The 14,763-nt window shown below is 28.9% G+C and carries 21 protein-coding genes; all 21 read left to right on the top strand.

Features of this window, described 5'->3' with window-relative positions; translation table 11 throughout:
• Positions 1–116: 116 nt before the first annotated feature.
• The 21 genes from dapF (at position 117) to nusB (ending at position 14,671) form a co-directional block, all read left to right on the top strand.
• Positions 117–938, top strand: a complete 822-nt coding sequence (dapF, locus tag ACWJKP_RS07990) for a diaminopimelate epimerase (RefSeq protein ID WP_165412158.1) — start codon at positions 117–119, stop codon at positions 936–938.
• Between the two features lie 148 nt (positions 939–1,086).
• Positions 1,087–2,766 (top strand): GspE/PulE family protein, encoded by a 1,680-nt coding sequence (locus tag ACWJKP_RS07995; protein WP_165412094.1) that lies wholly within the window; start codon positions 1,087–1,089, stop codon positions 2,764–2,766.
• 54 nt (positions 2,767–2,820) lie between these two features.
• On the top strand, positions 2,821–4,017 hold the full coding sequence (locus tag ACWJKP_RS08000) for a type II secretion system F family protein (protein ID WP_165412093.1): 1,197 nt from the start codon (positions 2,821–2,823) through the stop codon (positions 4,015–4,017).
• Entirely contained in the window at positions 4,017–4,460 is a 444-nt protein-coding gene (locus tag ACWJKP_RS08005) for a prepilin-type N-terminal cleavage/methylation domain-containing protein (protein ID WP_462961483.1), read from the top strand. The genes ACWJKP_RS08000 and ACWJKP_RS08005 overlap by 1 nt, the downstream gene beginning before the upstream one ends.
• Positions 4,453–4,887, top strand: coding sequence for a type IV pilus modification PilV family protein (locus ACWJKP_RS08010; RefSeq protein WP_224578984.1), 435 nt, complete (start codon positions 4,453–4,455; stop codon positions 4,885–4,887). The genes ACWJKP_RS08005 and ACWJKP_RS08010 overlap by 8 nt, the downstream gene beginning before the upstream one ends.
• A complete protein-coding gene (locus ACWJKP_RS08015; protein WP_165412090.1) occupies positions 4,884–5,327 on the top strand; it encodes a type II secretion system protein in 444 nt (147 codons plus the stop codon). Before ACWJKP_RS08010 ends, ACWJKP_RS08015 begins: the two co-directional genes overlap by 4 nt.
• 13 nt (positions 5,328–5,340) lie before the next feature.
• Positions 5,341–5,763, top strand: coding sequence for a hypothetical protein (locus ACWJKP_RS08020; RefSeq protein WP_165412089.1), 423 nt, complete (start codon positions 5,341–5,343; stop codon positions 5,761–5,763).
• Between the two features lie 27 nt (positions 5,764–5,790).
• Positions 5,791–6,579: a hypothetical protein gene (locus tag ACWJKP_RS08025; protein ID WP_165412088.1), complete on the top strand. Its 789-nt coding sequence runs from the start codon at positions 5,791–5,793 to the stop codon at positions 6,577–6,579.
• Positions 6,573–7,028 (top strand): hypothetical protein, encoded by a 456-nt coding sequence (locus ACWJKP_RS08030; RefSeq protein WP_165412087.1) that lies wholly within the window; start codon positions 6,573–6,575, stop codon positions 7,026–7,028. Before ACWJKP_RS08025 ends, ACWJKP_RS08030 begins: the two co-directional genes overlap by 7 nt.
• A gap of 2 nt (positions 7,029–7,030) precedes the next feature.
• The gene (locus ACWJKP_RS08035) at positions 7,031–7,453 is read left to right on the top strand and encodes a hypothetical protein (protein WP_165412086.1); all 423 of its coding nucleotides are present in this window, start codon (positions 7,031–7,033) and stop codon (positions 7,451–7,453) included.
• A gap of 274 nt (positions 7,454–7,727) precedes the next feature.
• Positions 7,728–8,285, top strand: a complete 558-nt coding sequence (gene efp / locus ACWJKP_RS08040) for an elongation factor P (protein ID WP_165412085.1) — start codon at positions 7,728–7,730, stop codon at positions 8,283–8,285.
• Positions 8,286–8,576: 291 nt separating this feature from the next.
• On the top strand, positions 8,577–9,494 hold the full coding sequence (spoIIIAA, locus tag ACWJKP_RS08045; protein ID WP_165412157.1) for a stage III sporulation protein AA: 918 nt from the start codon (positions 8,577–8,579) through the stop codon (positions 9,492–9,494).
• Between the two features lies 1 nt (position 9,495).
• Positions 9,496–10,014: a stage III sporulation protein SpoIIIAB gene (gene spoIIIAB, locus ACWJKP_RS08050; RefSeq protein ID WP_165412084.1), complete on the top strand. Its 519-nt coding sequence runs from the start codon at positions 9,496–9,498 to the stop codon at positions 10,012–10,014.
• 15 nt (positions 10,015–10,029) lie between these two features.
• Positions 10,030–10,227 carry a stage III sporulation protein AC gene (gene spoIIIAC / locus ACWJKP_RS08055; RefSeq protein WP_165412083.1) on the top strand — a complete coding sequence of 66 codons (198 nt, stop codon included), beginning with the start codon at positions 10,030–10,032 and terminating at the stop codon, positions 10,225–10,227.
• A gap of 9 nt (positions 10,228–10,236) precedes the next feature.
• A complete protein-coding gene (gene spoIIIAD, locus ACWJKP_RS08060) occupies positions 10,237–10,620 on the top strand; it encodes a stage III sporulation protein AD (RefSeq protein WP_165412082.1) in 384 nt (127 codons plus the stop codon).
• Positions 10,621–10,668: 48 nt separating this feature from the next.
• Positions 10,669–11,814 (top strand): stage III sporulation protein AE, encoded by a 1,146-nt coding sequence (gene spoIIIAE, locus ACWJKP_RS08065; protein WP_165412156.1) that lies wholly within the window; start codon positions 10,669–10,671, stop codon positions 11,812–11,814.
• Positions 11,815–11,873: 59 nt separating this feature from the next.
• Complete coding sequence (spoIIIAF, locus tag ACWJKP_RS08070) at positions 11,874–12,467, top strand: stage III sporulation protein AF (RefSeq protein ID WP_165412081.1); 594 nt, start codon at positions 11,874–11,876, stop codon at positions 12,465–12,467.
• Between the two features lie 52 nt (positions 12,468–12,519).
• Positions 12,520–13,164 carry a stage III sporulation protein AG gene (gene spoIIIAG / locus ACWJKP_RS08075; RefSeq protein WP_165412080.1) on the top strand — a complete coding sequence of 215 codons (645 nt, stop codon included), beginning with the start codon at positions 12,520–12,522 and terminating at the stop codon, positions 13,162–13,164.
• Between the two features lie 38 nt (positions 13,165–13,202).
• On the top strand, positions 13,203–13,706 hold the full coding sequence (locus tag ACWJKP_RS08080; RefSeq protein WP_165412079.1) for a SpoIIIAH-like family protein: 504 nt from the start codon (positions 13,203–13,205) through the stop codon (positions 13,704–13,706).
• 81 nt (positions 13,707–13,787) lie between these two features.
• The gene (locus tag ACWJKP_RS08085; RefSeq protein WP_165412078.1) at positions 13,788–14,177 is read left to right on the top strand and encodes an Asp23/Gls24 family envelope stress response protein; all 390 of its coding nucleotides are present in this window, start codon (positions 13,788–13,790) and stop codon (positions 14,175–14,177) included.
• Between the two features lie 98 nt (positions 14,178–14,275).
• The gene (gene nusB / locus ACWJKP_RS08090) at positions 14,276–14,671 is read left to right on the top strand and encodes a transcription antitermination factor NusB (RefSeq protein WP_165412077.1); all 396 of its coding nucleotides are present in this window, start codon (positions 14,276–14,278) and stop codon (positions 14,669–14,671) included.
• Positions 14,672–14,763 lie beyond the last annotated feature (92 nt).

Here is a 14,763-nt window from a genome sequence, read left to right on the forward strand (position 1 = left end):
TACATTATATAATATACTATTATTAAGATGTATTACTATTAATAGTATACCATTAAAGAAAATTATTGAAAAGTCATGGTATGCGGATAGCAAAGAGGAGGAGTTATATGGAAATTATAAAGTTTACAAAAATGCAAGGAACGGGAAATGATTTTATTGTTATTGAAGATTTTGAGGGTAAATATGACAATTTAGAGCAGTTAGCTAGTAAACTTTGTGATAGGCATTTTGGAATAGGTGCTGATGGTATTTTAATGGTTAGAAAAAGTAATATAGCAGATATACAAATGATAATTATTAATGCTGATGGTTCATATGCATCTATGTGTGGTAATGGCATAAGATGCTTTGCCAAATATATTTGGGAAAAAAAATATGTGCAAGGCGAAAATATAAAAATTGAAACTGGTGATGGTGTAAAGCTCGCAAGTATACGTATTAAAGATGGATTTGCTGAAAGTGTAATTATAAATATGGGAAAATATAATTTTAACACTAAAAGTATTCCAGCTTTAGAAAAGGGAGAAATAGTTAATAAAAAGTTAGAGATTAACAATAAGGAGTACTATATTACGTCATTGCTTATGGGTGTGCCACATACTATTGTTTTTGGGAAACATGAAGATTATAAGGTAGAGGAAGGGAAATTAATTGAGAATTACGGTTTATTTCCTGAAAAAACAAATGTAAATTTTTGTGAAATAGTAGCTAAAAACATGATAAAGGTTAAAACTTGGGAAAGAGGTGCAGGGCCAACTCTCGCCTGTGGTACGGGCAGCTGTGCATCAGTGGTAGCAGCCAATAGATTAGGGTATATAGAGAAAAAAGTATCGGCACAGGTTCCAGGTGGATTACTTAATATAGAGATTGTTAAAGAAGAGGTTCTAATGGAAGGGCCTGCAGAAATTACATTCGACGGAAAATTTTTTCTAAATTAATTTGCATACAACTGTCTATTTACTAATAGTGCAGTTGTTTTTTTATGGAATTTGTTTTTTTAAAAGTGAATATAATTTCCAAAAGTGACAATGATTACAAATATGATGCGCTTTATAAATTTTACACATTAAGGAAAGGTAAAATAACATGAAAAAAAATTTACTAAAGTTATTATTAGATAAAAACCTAATTACCGCAGAGAGTTATAAAGAGGTAAAGGAGATTTCACTTAAGAAAAATTGTAGTGAAGAACAAATAATACTGTATGACATAAAGATAGATTTAAATGCTCTTATTTCAATAGTAGAGAATGATTTTAGCATACCATGTGTTGATTTAGAATCTATTTGCACAAAGAATAAAGCATTTAATCTAGTTTCAAAAGAAATAGCAAAAAGATATTGTTTAATACCTTTTTATGATAAGAACAATGAAGTACATGTGGCTTTTTCAAATCCCTTCGAAATAAAGGTTATTGATGAACTAAAATTTATAACAAATAAAAAGATTAAAATATTCTTTGCCCTAGCTAGCCAAATCTCGGAAGCTATCGAGAATTGTTATGGAAAACAAATTGTCGATGTTGCAGTTGAAGAAATGAAACAAGAATACATGCTAGAAGCCGAGCAAAAAAATGAAGAGGGGAATTCAACATTTTCTATTGAAAACGCACCTGTTATAAGGATAACAAAATCCTTACTAAAACAGGCTGTAAATGAAGAAGCTAGTGACATTCATCTGGAGCCTTTTAAGAATTTTACTATAATTCGCATGAGAGTAGATGGAATACTAAATGAAATAAACCAAATTCCTAGTAATGTATATAAATCTTTATGTACAAGAGTAAAAATAATGGCGAATATGGATATAGCTACCAAGCTAATCCCATTAGATGGCAAGATAACTGAAAATATAGACGGAATAGACTACGATTTCAGAGTATCCTCGTTACCAACAATGTATGGAGAAAAACTAGTTATAAGGGTTTTATACAAAGCAGAGAGATTCATTAATTTGGACTCATTAGGATTTAGCCCTGATAAAGTTATGCTTTTAAGGGATACATTAAAACTTTCCCATGGAATGATAGTGGTAGCGGGACCCACAGGAAGCGGGAAATCAACAACATTATATGCGCTACTAAATGAAATTAATAGCAAAAGTAAAAATATTATTACTATAGAGGATCCTATAGAATATAATATGCCTAGAATTAATCAAGTAAATGTAAATAATAAAGCGGGCCTTACTTTTTCAAATGGGCTCAGAAGTGTATTAAGGCAAGATCCAGATGTAATAATGATTGGAGAAATACGAGATGAAGAAACAGCACAAATAGCTGTGAGGGCATCAATAACGGGACATTTAGTTTTATCAACGCTACACACGAATAATGCCAATACTTCAATATCTAGGCTGATAGACATGGGTATTCCATCATATTTAGTCGCAGATTCATTAGTCGTGGTAGTAGCTCAGAGATTAGTAAGAAAATTATGCCCTTATTGTAAAATTGAATATGAGATTACTTATGAGCAATCTAAGCGTTTAGGATTTAAGGGCGGAGAAAAAACATATAGTGCTTTAGGATGTAATAAGTGCAATGAGACTGGATATAAAGGGAGAACTGTGATATATGAATTATTAAAATTAGATAGTAACCATAAAGCTATTATAGCAAGAAGTGGAATAAGTGATGAGCTTTGGAGATATTGCAATGAAAAAAAATCAAGTTCGTTTATGGGGAGTTGCAAAGAGTTAGTGATTAATGGTGTAACCTCAATAGAAGAATTTGTAAATGCTACTTATAGCTACAATTTAAAATAAGGTAGCTGAAAATAATAACAAGTCAAGTATGACAAGTGATAGGTGAAATATAATATGAGATATAAATACACAGCTAAAACATCAAATGGAACTTTAATAAAGGGCAGTATAGAAAGCGACAGTGCTTACGAATTAGCATTAAGCTTACGTGAAAAAGAAATATTTTTAATAAAAAGTAAGAGGATAAAAAAAATAACTAGTATTTCAAGTAAACCTAATTTAAAAATGATATCTATATTTTGCAAGCAATTCTCAATATGTATTAAATCGGGTATACCAATATGTGATATCCTTAATTTGCTTTACGAGCAAATGATTCATAAATCTATAAAAAAGAGTCTTATTAGCATTAGAGAAAATGTACAAAAAGGTAATTCACTATTTGTAAGTATGAAGAAGACTGTAAATGTATACCCTGAGTTTATGTTAAATATGATTTATTTGGGTGAAGAGAGTGGAAAACTGGATATAATTCTAGGGGAATTGTCTAAGTATTATGAAAAAGAGTATAAGCTCTTAAAAAAGTTTACTAATTCTATGATTTATCCCTGCACAGTATTTCTAACATTAATGGTTGTATCATTGTTTTTGATTATAAAGATAATCCCAGTATTTATATCAAACTTAAATTCTCTTGATGCAGATATTCCACTAATAACTAGACTTGTTTTAGAATTCAGTAATTTTGTGCGTAGCAATTCATTATGGATTTTAATAACTTTTTTAATTCTTATTTTTGTTTTTATCGAATGTCTTAAAACTGAAAGTGGAAAGATTATTTTTGACAGATTTAAATTTATGTGTCCTATAGTAGGTCCGGTGCATAAAAGGATTATTTATACAAGGTTTTCTAGAGGACTTAATATTTTATTAAGCAGTGGAGTGGGGCTACTTAAAGCGTTTGAAATAATTGATGATGTTATTGGTGATAGATATTTTAAGTTAAAGCTTAAAACAGTTTTTAATGATATAAAAAAAGGAGAAAGTTTATCGAATTCATTAGATGCAATGAACCTATTCCCACAATTTTTTGTGGCTATGATAAAAATAGGCGAAGAAACGGGGAATTTAGATGAAATGTTTTTAACAGCTGCAGATATATTCTATGAAGATGCTCAGGAAAATGTAGAGAAAGCCACAGTACTATTAGAGCCAATTCTAATAATATTTTTAGGAATTATGATTGGCACAATTATATTAGCGGTTATGCTACCTATGCTTAATGCTATGGACTCTGCGGGTAAATTTTAATGATGAAAAAGAGTGGATTTACATTAATTGAGACGATAATTGTTATATCGATTGTGAGTATAATTGGTGGATGTAGCGCTATTTCTGTTAGGTATTATAAAACAATAAGAAACAAAATAGATGCGGATTATTATTGTAATGCTGTAGTAGGTTTTATTAATAATTCAAAAATGTATTGCAAAGAAAATTCTTGTAGTGCCGTTATAACTTTTGATATACCAGGAAATCAAATGATGTTACATGCTGATGGTGTGCCGATAAACAATCTAGCATTATCAAATAAGATAATATTAGATAATGTAAATGTGGACCAAAGTAAAATGGGTATTGATAATGAGGGCTATATTAAGGAGGCGTACACAATAACCTTAAAGGAAAATAATTTAGTGAAACATAAAATTACAGTGAGAGTAGGTACGGAATATATTAAAATTATTGAGTAAAAGGGGATTTACATTAGTGGAGGTATTGTGCAGCCTCGCAGTATTCTCCATCATTTTCATTTGCATGATGTCCTATGAAATAGCTTCTTTAAATATGAAAAAGGATATTAAAACTATGAATAATAATGTGCTTCTAATGGAAAGTTTAAAAAACAATATTATATACTCTATGACATATGAAGAATTAGAGCAGTTAAAAACGGATAAGAAATTTTTCGTAAACAAAGAAAATCTAAGTTTTGATAAGAGTGAAACTGATATGAGGAATGTGTTTTCAAATCAGCGGCCTGTTTCGAGTCCGTATATGGAATTAACATTTTCAGATCCAGATAAGAAGGTTTATAAGTTAAATCTTTCATTATACTCTGGAAAGCTAAACAATGTTTCAGAATTACAGTGCAGTTTCTATAAAGGTGACCATAAATGAAGAAAAAGGGATTTACACTTATAGAAATAGTAGTTGTTATGGCATTGGCATTTCTAATGATAGGGGTGGTAGGTAGTTTGCTTATATCTTATGTGAAAAGCTATAAAAGCAGTATATTACAAAACAGGGGGTTTAATTATTTGAATGATGCCATATGTATAATAGAAAAAGGAGTGAATCAGAATGCTAGAGAAGTAGAAACATCTGGAAATATTATTACGATAAATTATTACAAAGGAAGTAGCCCCAAATATATAAAACTGCTTAATGAGAAACTTATTGTTTCTTCTAACAAAACGAGTAATTTGGGCAATAATACAATTATTGATGATGTGAAAGAATTTGTGGCTATAAAATCCGGGAAAATTCTTTATATTAAAGTGGTTTGGTACAACGGGCAAAGTATTGAGAGGTGTTTAGCGATAGAAAATGCAAACTAAAAAGGGGTTCATATTGATTTATACGATTTTGTTAGGGATTATCTGCTTAAATATCATGATGTATATATTTGATATTCAAATGTCAGAAGTGGAGTATTCTGCAAGTAATAAAAAACATATATTAAAAGAGGATAATTATCAAAGAGACAAAGAATATTTAATGACTTTATTTTTTACTTATATTAATGAAAATAAGGACAAAATAAAAACAGATGGAACAACTAAGGTTTTTTGTGATTCTACAGGCGACATATCAGAGTATAAAATAATTGAGTATGATACAGCTAAGGCGATTTACTCTAAAAAAACAAATGAATTAATTATTAAAACATTTGACCAATATAGAACAACTAGAAATGATTATTTTAAATTAGAGATTATAGATGAAAAGTTTCAGATTATATTTATACAAACTGAATATATTTATAAAATCTGATTATTTTGTAAATAAAGGAGGTAAAAAATGAAATTTAGAAAAAATATGATTTTAGAAGTTTCAAAGCAAAGAGTATCAGGCATAGAATTTTCTAAAAGCTCTATATTAAATAAAGCTGTAAAGATTGCTTGTGAAAATACATATTATAAGGATACTCTAAATATAAAAGATTTCAAAATTGATTTAAAAGATAAAAATTTATATGTTCTTGTTGAAGGAGAGACAGTATATATTAAGCTGGTAAAATTGCCTTTAGTTAAAAAATATCTAATTAATGATATGATTAAAAATGAATTAAGATATTATTATAAGGACATAGATCATATTGCATATACCTATAAGTTGATTAAACAAGACAAATTCAATATGGAAATATTAGTTTTTTGCCTAAATGGAAATAGATTAGATATTTTAGGAGACAGCATTAATAATAATATTAATCTGAAAAAAGTAAACTTAATTCAGTTTTGCTTTAAAAACTATTATTCTAACCAAATGAATATGGAAAACTATGTTCTAGTTTTCTATTATAATTGCAATTTGTATTTCTTAATATGTCATAATGATGAAATCGTGGTTAATAATATTATAGGTGTTAAGGACTTACTATTATTTAAATTTTCAAATGTAATGAACAAATTTTTAGAAAAGTACAATGATTATGCAAAACTATGTGAGAAGATATATTATGCAAATATTGAGGAATTGAATATTGATGAATTTAAATATTTAGGATTAAATTATCAAATATTAGGTGAGTTAAAGCGGGAAGAATTGCTGAAATACATAGTAATAAGAGGTAGAAATGTATGGTAAAAAGAACATTCATTCCAAATTGGTACATAGATAAAAAAGATAAAATAAGAAATAAAAAAATAAAAGTATGTATTATAGCAACTTTAATAGCAAACATTTTTTTATTATTCCTTATACTGAATATTTCCAATAAAATAAAGATTATAGAGCAAGAGCAAGAGCAAGTTAAAGAAAATAAAAATAATATTAGTGTGGTAGAAGCTGCTGAGACTGATATAATTACTAGAGAAAAATACAAAGAACTCAGTGATTTTTTTGGGGAAAACAAGTTTAGTTACAAAAATATTATTATAACTAAAGCTGGTTTGGAAATAGACATTGAAGTTAAGAGTTATGAGGAATATGTTAATGTGATAAGATATATAGAAAATAAGTATTCAATAAAAAATTTAACTCCAAATAATAAAGATGAAGGGGATTTTAACTTCAAAGTTATATTAGAGGTATAAAAATGTGTAAAACTAGAAAATTCAAGGGAACATTAGCTATATTATTAATGTTAATGGCAATGCTATCTTTTAAACTTATGTTTGTGAAGGATAAATTTATTGCATATAAAAAACAGGTCGTATTTAATGTTACAAAAAACGCAAATATTACAAAGGACGAAAATGATAATAATGTAGAGAAATATGGATACAGTGATATTTTGGAATGTCTAATAGAAAACAAAGATTTTGAAATGAAATCTATTAATATGATGGAAAATGAGAAATGTAATGTTGAAGTGAATTACAACGGAGATATAAAATTATTGAGAAGTTCTTTATCTGCTCTAAATGAAAGTGAAAATTTTTTAGGGGTTAAGAGTATTAGTATTAATAAAGATACTAATACTACAAATATAAGTATTGATTTTAAAAAGAATAAGTAAGTTATAAACATATCTAATTTTTTTATAAAAGGAATTGGATATGTTTGTTTTTATGAAGCTATATGGTCTCAAAATGGTGTTTTTATAAAAAAGATGCAACATTTTTAAATAATATATAATTATATTTGCAAATGTCATTAAGTTTTGATAAAATAACATTGTTCCACAGTAATGTTTTTATCTAGAGTGGTTATAGAAATTGGTATTAATTTATCGAGTAAGGTTATAATATAAAGGTTAATTGAATTACTAATGAATTTTGGAGGGATACACAATGATATCAGCGGGAGACATAAGAAAAGGAACTACATTTGATGAAGGTGGACAAGTTTACACCGTAATAGATTTTTTGCATGTAAAACCAGGTAAGGGAGCTGCATTTGTTAGAACTAAATTAAGAAACGTTATTAATCAAGGGGTTACAGAAAAAACATTTAACCCAACTACAAAATTACAAGAAGCAGTTATAGAAAGAAAAGAAATGCAATATTTATATGCATCAGAAGGATTATACTACTTTATGGATCAGGAAACATTTGAACAAATACCACTTAATTATGAAAAAGTAGAAGATGCCATAAAATACTTAAAAGAAAATATGTTTGCTATAATAAAATTTTATAAAGATGATGCTTTTTCAGTAGAAGCTCCAAACTTTGTAGAACTAGTTATAACTAGCACTGAACCTGGGGTTAGAGGTAACACATCTTCAAGTGTAACAAAACCCGCTACTGTGGAAACAGGAGCAATAATTCAAGTTCCAATGTTCGTTAATGAAGGTGAAACTATTAGAATAGACACTAGAAATGGCGACTACATGCTAAGAGTTTAAATTATATATTTAAAAAGAACCAATTTGGTTCTTTTTTTTTGTTCTTTTTTTGAGCGGGAAGACATATATTTTTTTCAGATGACTAAATTAATTTAAATCACATTAAGTCATCTCCTGGGCCGCTGCACAGCTTTGCAAAAGATGAATTAATGAACTTCAGAAGGCGATTTATACTCAAACTTATAGAGGTGGAAGACTTTCCTTATGGAATGTCATTAAAAAAATTCGATTATATGGAATATTTTACGAGGTGGTAAAATACAAATTATATATGAGAGGGTGAGAAAAATGTTGGCTACAAAAGATTTATTTGAAATATTACCTAAGACTATTAGAAGTAAAGTGGAACAGATTGATAATTTGCAGCAACTTGAAGAAATTAGAATAAAAGTAAACAAGCCTCTGTTTATTCACATTGGAGGTAAAGAAGAAATCTGGGATTATATCGCAACTCCAGAAGATATAAAATACATAATGCAGAGGATAAGCAATTACTCAATATATGCTTTTGAAGATGAGATTAGGCAAGGATATATAACTATAAAAGGTGGACATAGAGTTGGACTATGTGGGATTTGTGTTATTGAAAACAATAGCATTAAAACTATTAAAGACATTTCATCTATAAACATAAGAGCATGTAAAGAAATTATCGGTTGTGCTGATAAAGTGATGCCTTATATTACTTATAATAATTCAGTACACAATACAATTATTATATCTCCTCCTAAATGTGGTAAAACAACTCTACTTAGAGATATTTCGAGGCAAATATCGCAGGGGGATAAAAACAAAAACTTTAACGGTAAAAATGTTTCTATAATTGATGAACGATCAGAAATAGCTGGTTCGTTTAAAGGAATACCGCAAATGGACGTGGGAGTGCGTTCGGATGTGTTAGATAATTGTCCAAAGAGCCAAGGAATTATGATGGCAATTAGAAGCATGTCACCTGATGTTATAGTTTGTGATGAAATTGGCACCCAAAATGATATGGAGAGCATTTTAATGGCATTAAATTCTGGAATTAGTTTAATTACAACTATTCATGGGTTTGGAATTGAGGATTTGTATAAAAGATTAGTGTTTAAAGAGATTGTTGAAAATTACGTATTTTCAAGAGCTATAGTTCTTAGTAATAAAAAAGGAATTGGAACAATAGAGTGTATTTATGATTTTACTAAGGGTAAAGATATATGGAGGTCATAATATGATTAAAATAATTGGATGTGCTGTAATATTAGGTGCTTCAACTATGGCAGGATTTATATACAGTGAAAGATTAAAGTATAGAGTTTTTCAGTTAAATGAAGTTCAAAGGGCAGTTTATCAACTTCAAAATGAAATAACTTATGTACATGCTCTTTTGCCAGATGCTTTTAAAAATATAGCACACAAAAGTAAAGAGCCTATAAAGGAACTTTTTAATAAAACCAGTGAATTACTATCTGACAATGAATATGAGAATGTATATGAGGCCACGAATAGTGCAGTAAACTTAATGAAAAATAGATTATATTTAAACTCTGATGACATAAATGTTATTTTAGATTTAACTAAAACCTTAGGAGAATCTGATATTGAAGGGCAAAATAATATTTTTTCTTTGACTATAGTAAATTTAAAAAAACAAATTAAAATATCAGAAGAATTTATGAACAAAAATATAAAAATGTACAGATATTTAGGATTTTCTTTTGGAGCGATGCTGGTAATAGTATTAATATAGGGAGGAGGTTTTTAAGTGTTAGATGTTGGTTTGCTGTTCAAAATAGGGGCAACAGGTATTCTAATCATTATTATTGATAAGGTTTTAAAAAGTGGCGGCAAGGAGGACATTGCTGTAGTTGCAAATTTAGCAGGAGTAATTCTACTCCTTATAATGGTGATAAATTTAGTAAACAAGCTATTTGCTTCTGTAAAAACTTTGTTTCAGTTTTAGGAGGATATAATGGAAATAATTAAAATTGTTGCATTTGCTTTCACAGCATTATTTATTGTACTTATATTTAAAGGTAGAAGGGATGATTTAGCTATTCAAGTTAGCATTGCAGCCGGAATATTAATTTTTTTATTTATGATAAACAAACTTACAATAATAATGGGTTTTTTGCAAACATTAGCAAATAAGGCCAATATTGATGTTGTGTATTTAAACACAGTTTTTAAAATACTGGGCATTGCCTATTTAGCTTCCTTTTGTAGTGAAATTTGCAGGGATGCTGGTGAGAATAGCATTGCAACTAAAGTGGAATTTTCTGGGAAGATATTAATTTTAGTTTTGGCGATTCCTATTTTGATGGCAGTAATGCAATCTATTTTGAAAATAATGTAGAGGTATAGTATGAAAAAAATATTACTAATTTTAATGCAGAGGTATAATATGAAAAAAATAATAATAATTTTACTATTTTTAATATGTTTGCCTATTGGTGTACAAGCCACACAACCAGGTAAACTAGGAGAAAAAGAAGAAAAAGAAATAAGCAATTTATATGAGTATATTACTAACATAAAAACAAAATATGAAATATTTAATGATATGGACCCACGAACTTTTGTAGAACAATTTATAAAAACTGGTGAAAATGGTTTTAGTTTTAAAGAAACCTCTAATTACGTTATTAGATTCACATTTAAAGAAGTAGTTGCATCAATGGAGTTAATAGGTAGTCTTATGATTATTGCGATTATTTGTGCGTTACTTAATAATCTTCAAAGTGCCTTTAATAAAGAGGGTTTATCTAATATCGCTTATTTTGCGTGTTATGGTGTAATGATCGTGATGATAACTAAAAGCTTTTATATAGTAGTAGAACTGGCTAAAAGTACTATTCTTAATATGACAGATTTTATGGCGGCACTTATGCCAGTACTAATGATGCTCCTAGCTAGCGTGGGAGGATTTGCAGAAGCAACCTTACTAGATCCTATAATAATGGGTTTTGCTACCCTAAGTTCTAGAATTTATGTAGATATGATCATTCCTATAATATTTATGAGCTTTGTTCTTCAATTTGTTAAGAACATATCCAGTGATTATAAGATAAATAATTTAACAAAGCTTTTTAAGCAAATTGCTATTTGGTCACAAGGAATAGTGATGACAGTATTTATTGGGGTAATTACTTTAAGAAGTATAGCAGCAAAAACCATAGATCAAGTTACTATAAAAACAGCAAAGTTTGCAGTAGATAATTTTATACCTGTAGTTGGAAAATGTTTATCTGATGCGATTTCAACAGTAGCCGGATACTCACTTCTTTTAAAAAATGCTATAAGTGGGTTAGGTTTAGTTATTATTATAGTAATTGTTTTATTCCCTATTATAAAACTGTTAATTATGGCATTTTTATATAAAGTAGCAGCTGCATTAATTGAACCAATAAGTGATGGCCGTACAGTAGATTGTATGAATTCAGTAGGTGATTCTATTCTTCTTTTAATGTCCTGTGTAATATCAGTAAGTGTAATGTTTTTCATAATGGTTGCAATAGTAGCTTCAACTGGGAAAGGCATAATAAGCTAATAATCAATAAAGTGGTTACTATCATATATAAATTTATTCATAAAGGAGGTGGTGATAATTTGATAGAAGGATTAAAAGTCTGGGTAACAAACATTACCATTGCTATATTTTTTATTACTGCAGTGGAGATGATTTTGCCAGACAATAGCATGAAAAAATATGCTAAATTTGTATTAGGACTGATGTTAATCGTGGTAATTATAAATCCCATAATGAAGATTTTTGATAAGGACTTTGATTTTAACTCTTATTCAAGTAAAGCAACAACTTACATGGAGGGTAGTAATCCCCAAAAGGGTATTAAAAAGTATAAAGATATTAACATAATTAATACAACAGAAAATTTTAAAAAAAATTTAGAGAATGAATGCATTATAAACTTAGAAGAGGAATATCCAGAGAATAAGTATAATGCTGATATAGAGATTGTTTACGATAGTAAAAATCAAACATTTAAGATTAATACGGTTGAAATTGGAATAGTGGAAAAAGGGGTTAAAAAGATAGAAAACATAGAAATTAATACAAAAAGTGTAAATGCATCTAAAAAAAATATTATGCAAGGTGAACAAGGAAACAAAATAAAGAGGCTCCTAAGTAGTAAATTCAAGATATCTGGTGAAGCTATTACTGTTTATAAATTAAATTCATAAAACCTATAATTGTTAATCAGTATATAAAAATAAGAAAGGAGGGGGGGATTCTATGAACAATGATAATTTGCTTAGTAAATTTACTGAGTATATTAAAACAGAATTATTAAATAGTGGTCAAGGCAACAATAAAATCAAAAAATCTGACAAGTTATTGGGAAACTTGGTATTAGTGATTTTAGTGGCAGTTGTAATAATTTTAGCAAGTAGTTTTTTTAAATCTCCAAAGCAAACTTCAGCTGTCGCAGGCGATGCACAAAATGATAAAATTGTTAAGGAGAATAAAGCACTACAATTAAATGATTATGAAGCACAATTAGAAAGCAAACTTAAATCAACACTTGAAGGGATTCAAGGAGTAGGAAAGGTACAGCTTATGATCTATTTTGAGAGTGGAGAGGAGAGTGTTCCAGCTGTAAATGTTAATGATTCTAAAAGTCTTACACAAGAAAATGATACAACAGGCGGAAAAAGAAACATCACTCAAGAAAATAACGGAAGTGCTGTTGTTATGTCCAATAATGGGAATGAAAATGCACCATTAATTGTAAAAAAAATTAAGCCTGTTATTACTGGTGTATGCGTAGTGGCAGAAGGATCTAATGAAAAAGTCACTGAACTTAGAATTAGGCAGGCGGTAATTGATTTATTTAATTTACCTAAAAACAAAGTTAATGTATATCCTATGAATAAGTAGCATATAATTTCAAAGAAAGGTAGATGGGGGGGAATATTATGAATAAAAAACAGTCTGGTATAATTGTTGCGTTGGTAGTACTTATTGTGTTTGCAGGGTATCTTGCGGCAAAGGTGAATGGACCATTATATGTAAATGATGGTGATTTTAGCAGTGAGAAGAGTGCAATATCTTTAAAGGAAACTAAAAGTAATTCATCCTATTTTGAAGAAGCAAAATTATCAAGAGATCAAGAAAATGTAAGTACTCTTCAATCGATTAAAGCTTTAATTGATGATACTAATACTCCAAAAGCACAAAAGGCAACTGCGTCTGAGCAATATCTAAACATATCAATGGCTTCACAGAATGAATCAGACATAGAACTTGCACTAAAAGCTCTAGGGTTTGAAGAAGCAATGTGCAGTATAGTAGATGATAAGGTACAAATATTAGTTAAAAGTGATAAAAAACAACTTTCAGAGGAAGAACTTCGTAGCATTAATGATGTTGTAATGAACAAAACAAAATTAGAAAAAATTGAAGTTAAAATCAAACAATAGTAATTGTAAATGCTATATTTATCTGATATAATAAATATAGCATTGTCATGTTTTACCTAAGCTAAATAAGGGGGTACTAATATGGAAGATAAAATTTTAAATGAAACAGAAATGGGCACTGTTAAGATATCCGAGGATGTGGTTAGTGTAATAGCAGGACTCGCTGTTGCTGAAATACAGGGAATCGTTGGTATGAGTGCTAGTCTCGTTGGTGGAATAACTCAAATATTAAGCGGAAAGAAGAATTTATCTAAGGGCGTTAAAGTCAATGTAGGAGAAAGTAGTGCAGTAATTGATTTACACGTTGTAGTTGAATATGGTATTAAAATTCCGGAAGTAACTGAAAAAGCACAAATAAATGTGAAAAAATCTGTAGAGCTTATGACAGGCCTTACAGTAACGGCCGTAAATGTGTATGTACAAAATGTTGTATTATCTAAAACAGAAAAGCTAGAGGAAATAGAAGCATAGTAATAAACACCCTCTGTAATCAGAGGGTGTTTATTACTATGCTTGTTATTTTTATATTAAAAGTATAATTTAAGATGAGAAAATTAGGAGGATTACTAATGAATAGAAGAAAGTCAAGAGAAATAGCAATGAAATTACTTTTTGAAATGTCAATAAATAAAGAAAACTATGAGGATATAATTGAAAATTTTAAAGAGAACACAGATGTTGATTTAAATGAAATTGATATGTCGTATATTACCAAGATACTAGCCGGGATTCATGAAAATAGCAAGGAGATTGATGAAAATATTGAAAAGCACTTAATTAAGTGGAAGTTGGCTAGACTATCAAAAATGAATCTAGCTATTTTAAGAGTAGGTGCATATGAAATATTATTCGAGGAAGAAATACCAGGTAAGGTTTCTGTAAATGAGGCAATAGAACTTGCTAAGAAATATGGGGAAGATAGTTCCCCAGCTTTTATAAATGGTATCTTAGCGAAGATGATTTAAAAAGGCAAGATAATTAAATAACAATAAAATAACTAGGGCATCTTTGACTAGTTATTTTTTTTGATAAAAGAGGAATTTTGAAAGCGTGTTAG

Source organism: Clostridium sp. CM037 (genome assembly GCF_055081095.1).

Bases quoted from the DNA above. Each gene is read 5' to 3' on its own strand.
- ACWJKP_RS08005 (WP_462961483.1), top strand. From the start codon at position 4,017: ATGATGAAAAAGAGTGGATTTACATTAATTGAGACGATAATTGTTATA.
- ACWJKP_RS08035 (WP_165412086.1), top strand. From the start codon at position 7,031: ATGTGTAAAACTAGAAAATTCAAGGGAACATTAGCTATATTATTAATG.
- nusB (WP_165412077.1), top strand. From the start codon at position 14,276: ATGAATAGAAGAAAGTCAAGAGAAATAGCAATGAAATTACTTTTTGAA.
- ACWJKP_RS08015 (WP_165412090.1), top strand. From the start codon at position 4,884: ATGAAGAAAAAGGGATTTACACTTATAGAAATAGTAGTTGTTATGGCA.
- spoIIIAG (WP_165412080.1), top strand. From the start codon at position 12,520: ATGAACAATGATAATTTGCTTAGTAAATTTACTGAGTATATTAAAACA.
- ACWJKP_RS08030 (WP_165412087.1), top strand. From the start codon at position 6,573: ATGGTAAAAAGAACATTCATTCCAAATTGGTACATAGATAAAAAAGAT.
- ACWJKP_RS08080 (WP_165412079.1), top strand. From the start codon at position 13,203: ATGAATAAAAAACAGTCTGGTATAATTGTTGCGTTGGTAGTACTTATT.
- spoIIIAE (WP_165412156.1), top strand. From the start codon at position 10,669: ATGAAAAAAATAATAATAATTTTACTATTTTTAATATGTTTGCCTATT.
- ACWJKP_RS08085 (WP_165412078.1), top strand. From the start codon at position 13,788: ATGGAAGATAAAATTTTAAATGAAACAGAAATGGGCACTGTTAAGATA.
- spoIIIAB (WP_165412084.1), top strand. From the start codon at position 9,496: ATGATTAAAATAATTGGATGTGCTGTAATATTAGGTGCTTCAACTATG.
- ACWJKP_RS07995 (WP_165412094.1), top strand. From the start codon at position 1,087: ATGAAAAAAAATTTACTAAAGTTATTATTAGATAAAAACCTAATTACC.
- efp (WP_165412085.1), top strand. From the start codon at position 7,728: ATGATATCAGCGGGAGACATAAGAAAAGGAACTACATTTGATGAAGGT.
- ACWJKP_RS08000 (WP_165412093.1), top strand. From the start codon at position 2,821: ATGAGATATAAATACACAGCTAAAACATCAAATGGAACTTTAATAAAG.
- ACWJKP_RS08025 (WP_165412088.1), top strand. From the start codon at position 5,791: ATGAAATTTAGAAAAAATATGATTTTAGAAGTTTCAAAGCAAAGAGTA.
- spoIIIAD (WP_165412082.1), top strand. From the start codon at position 10,237: ATGGAAATAATTAAAATTGTTGCATTTGCTTTCACAGCATTATTTATT.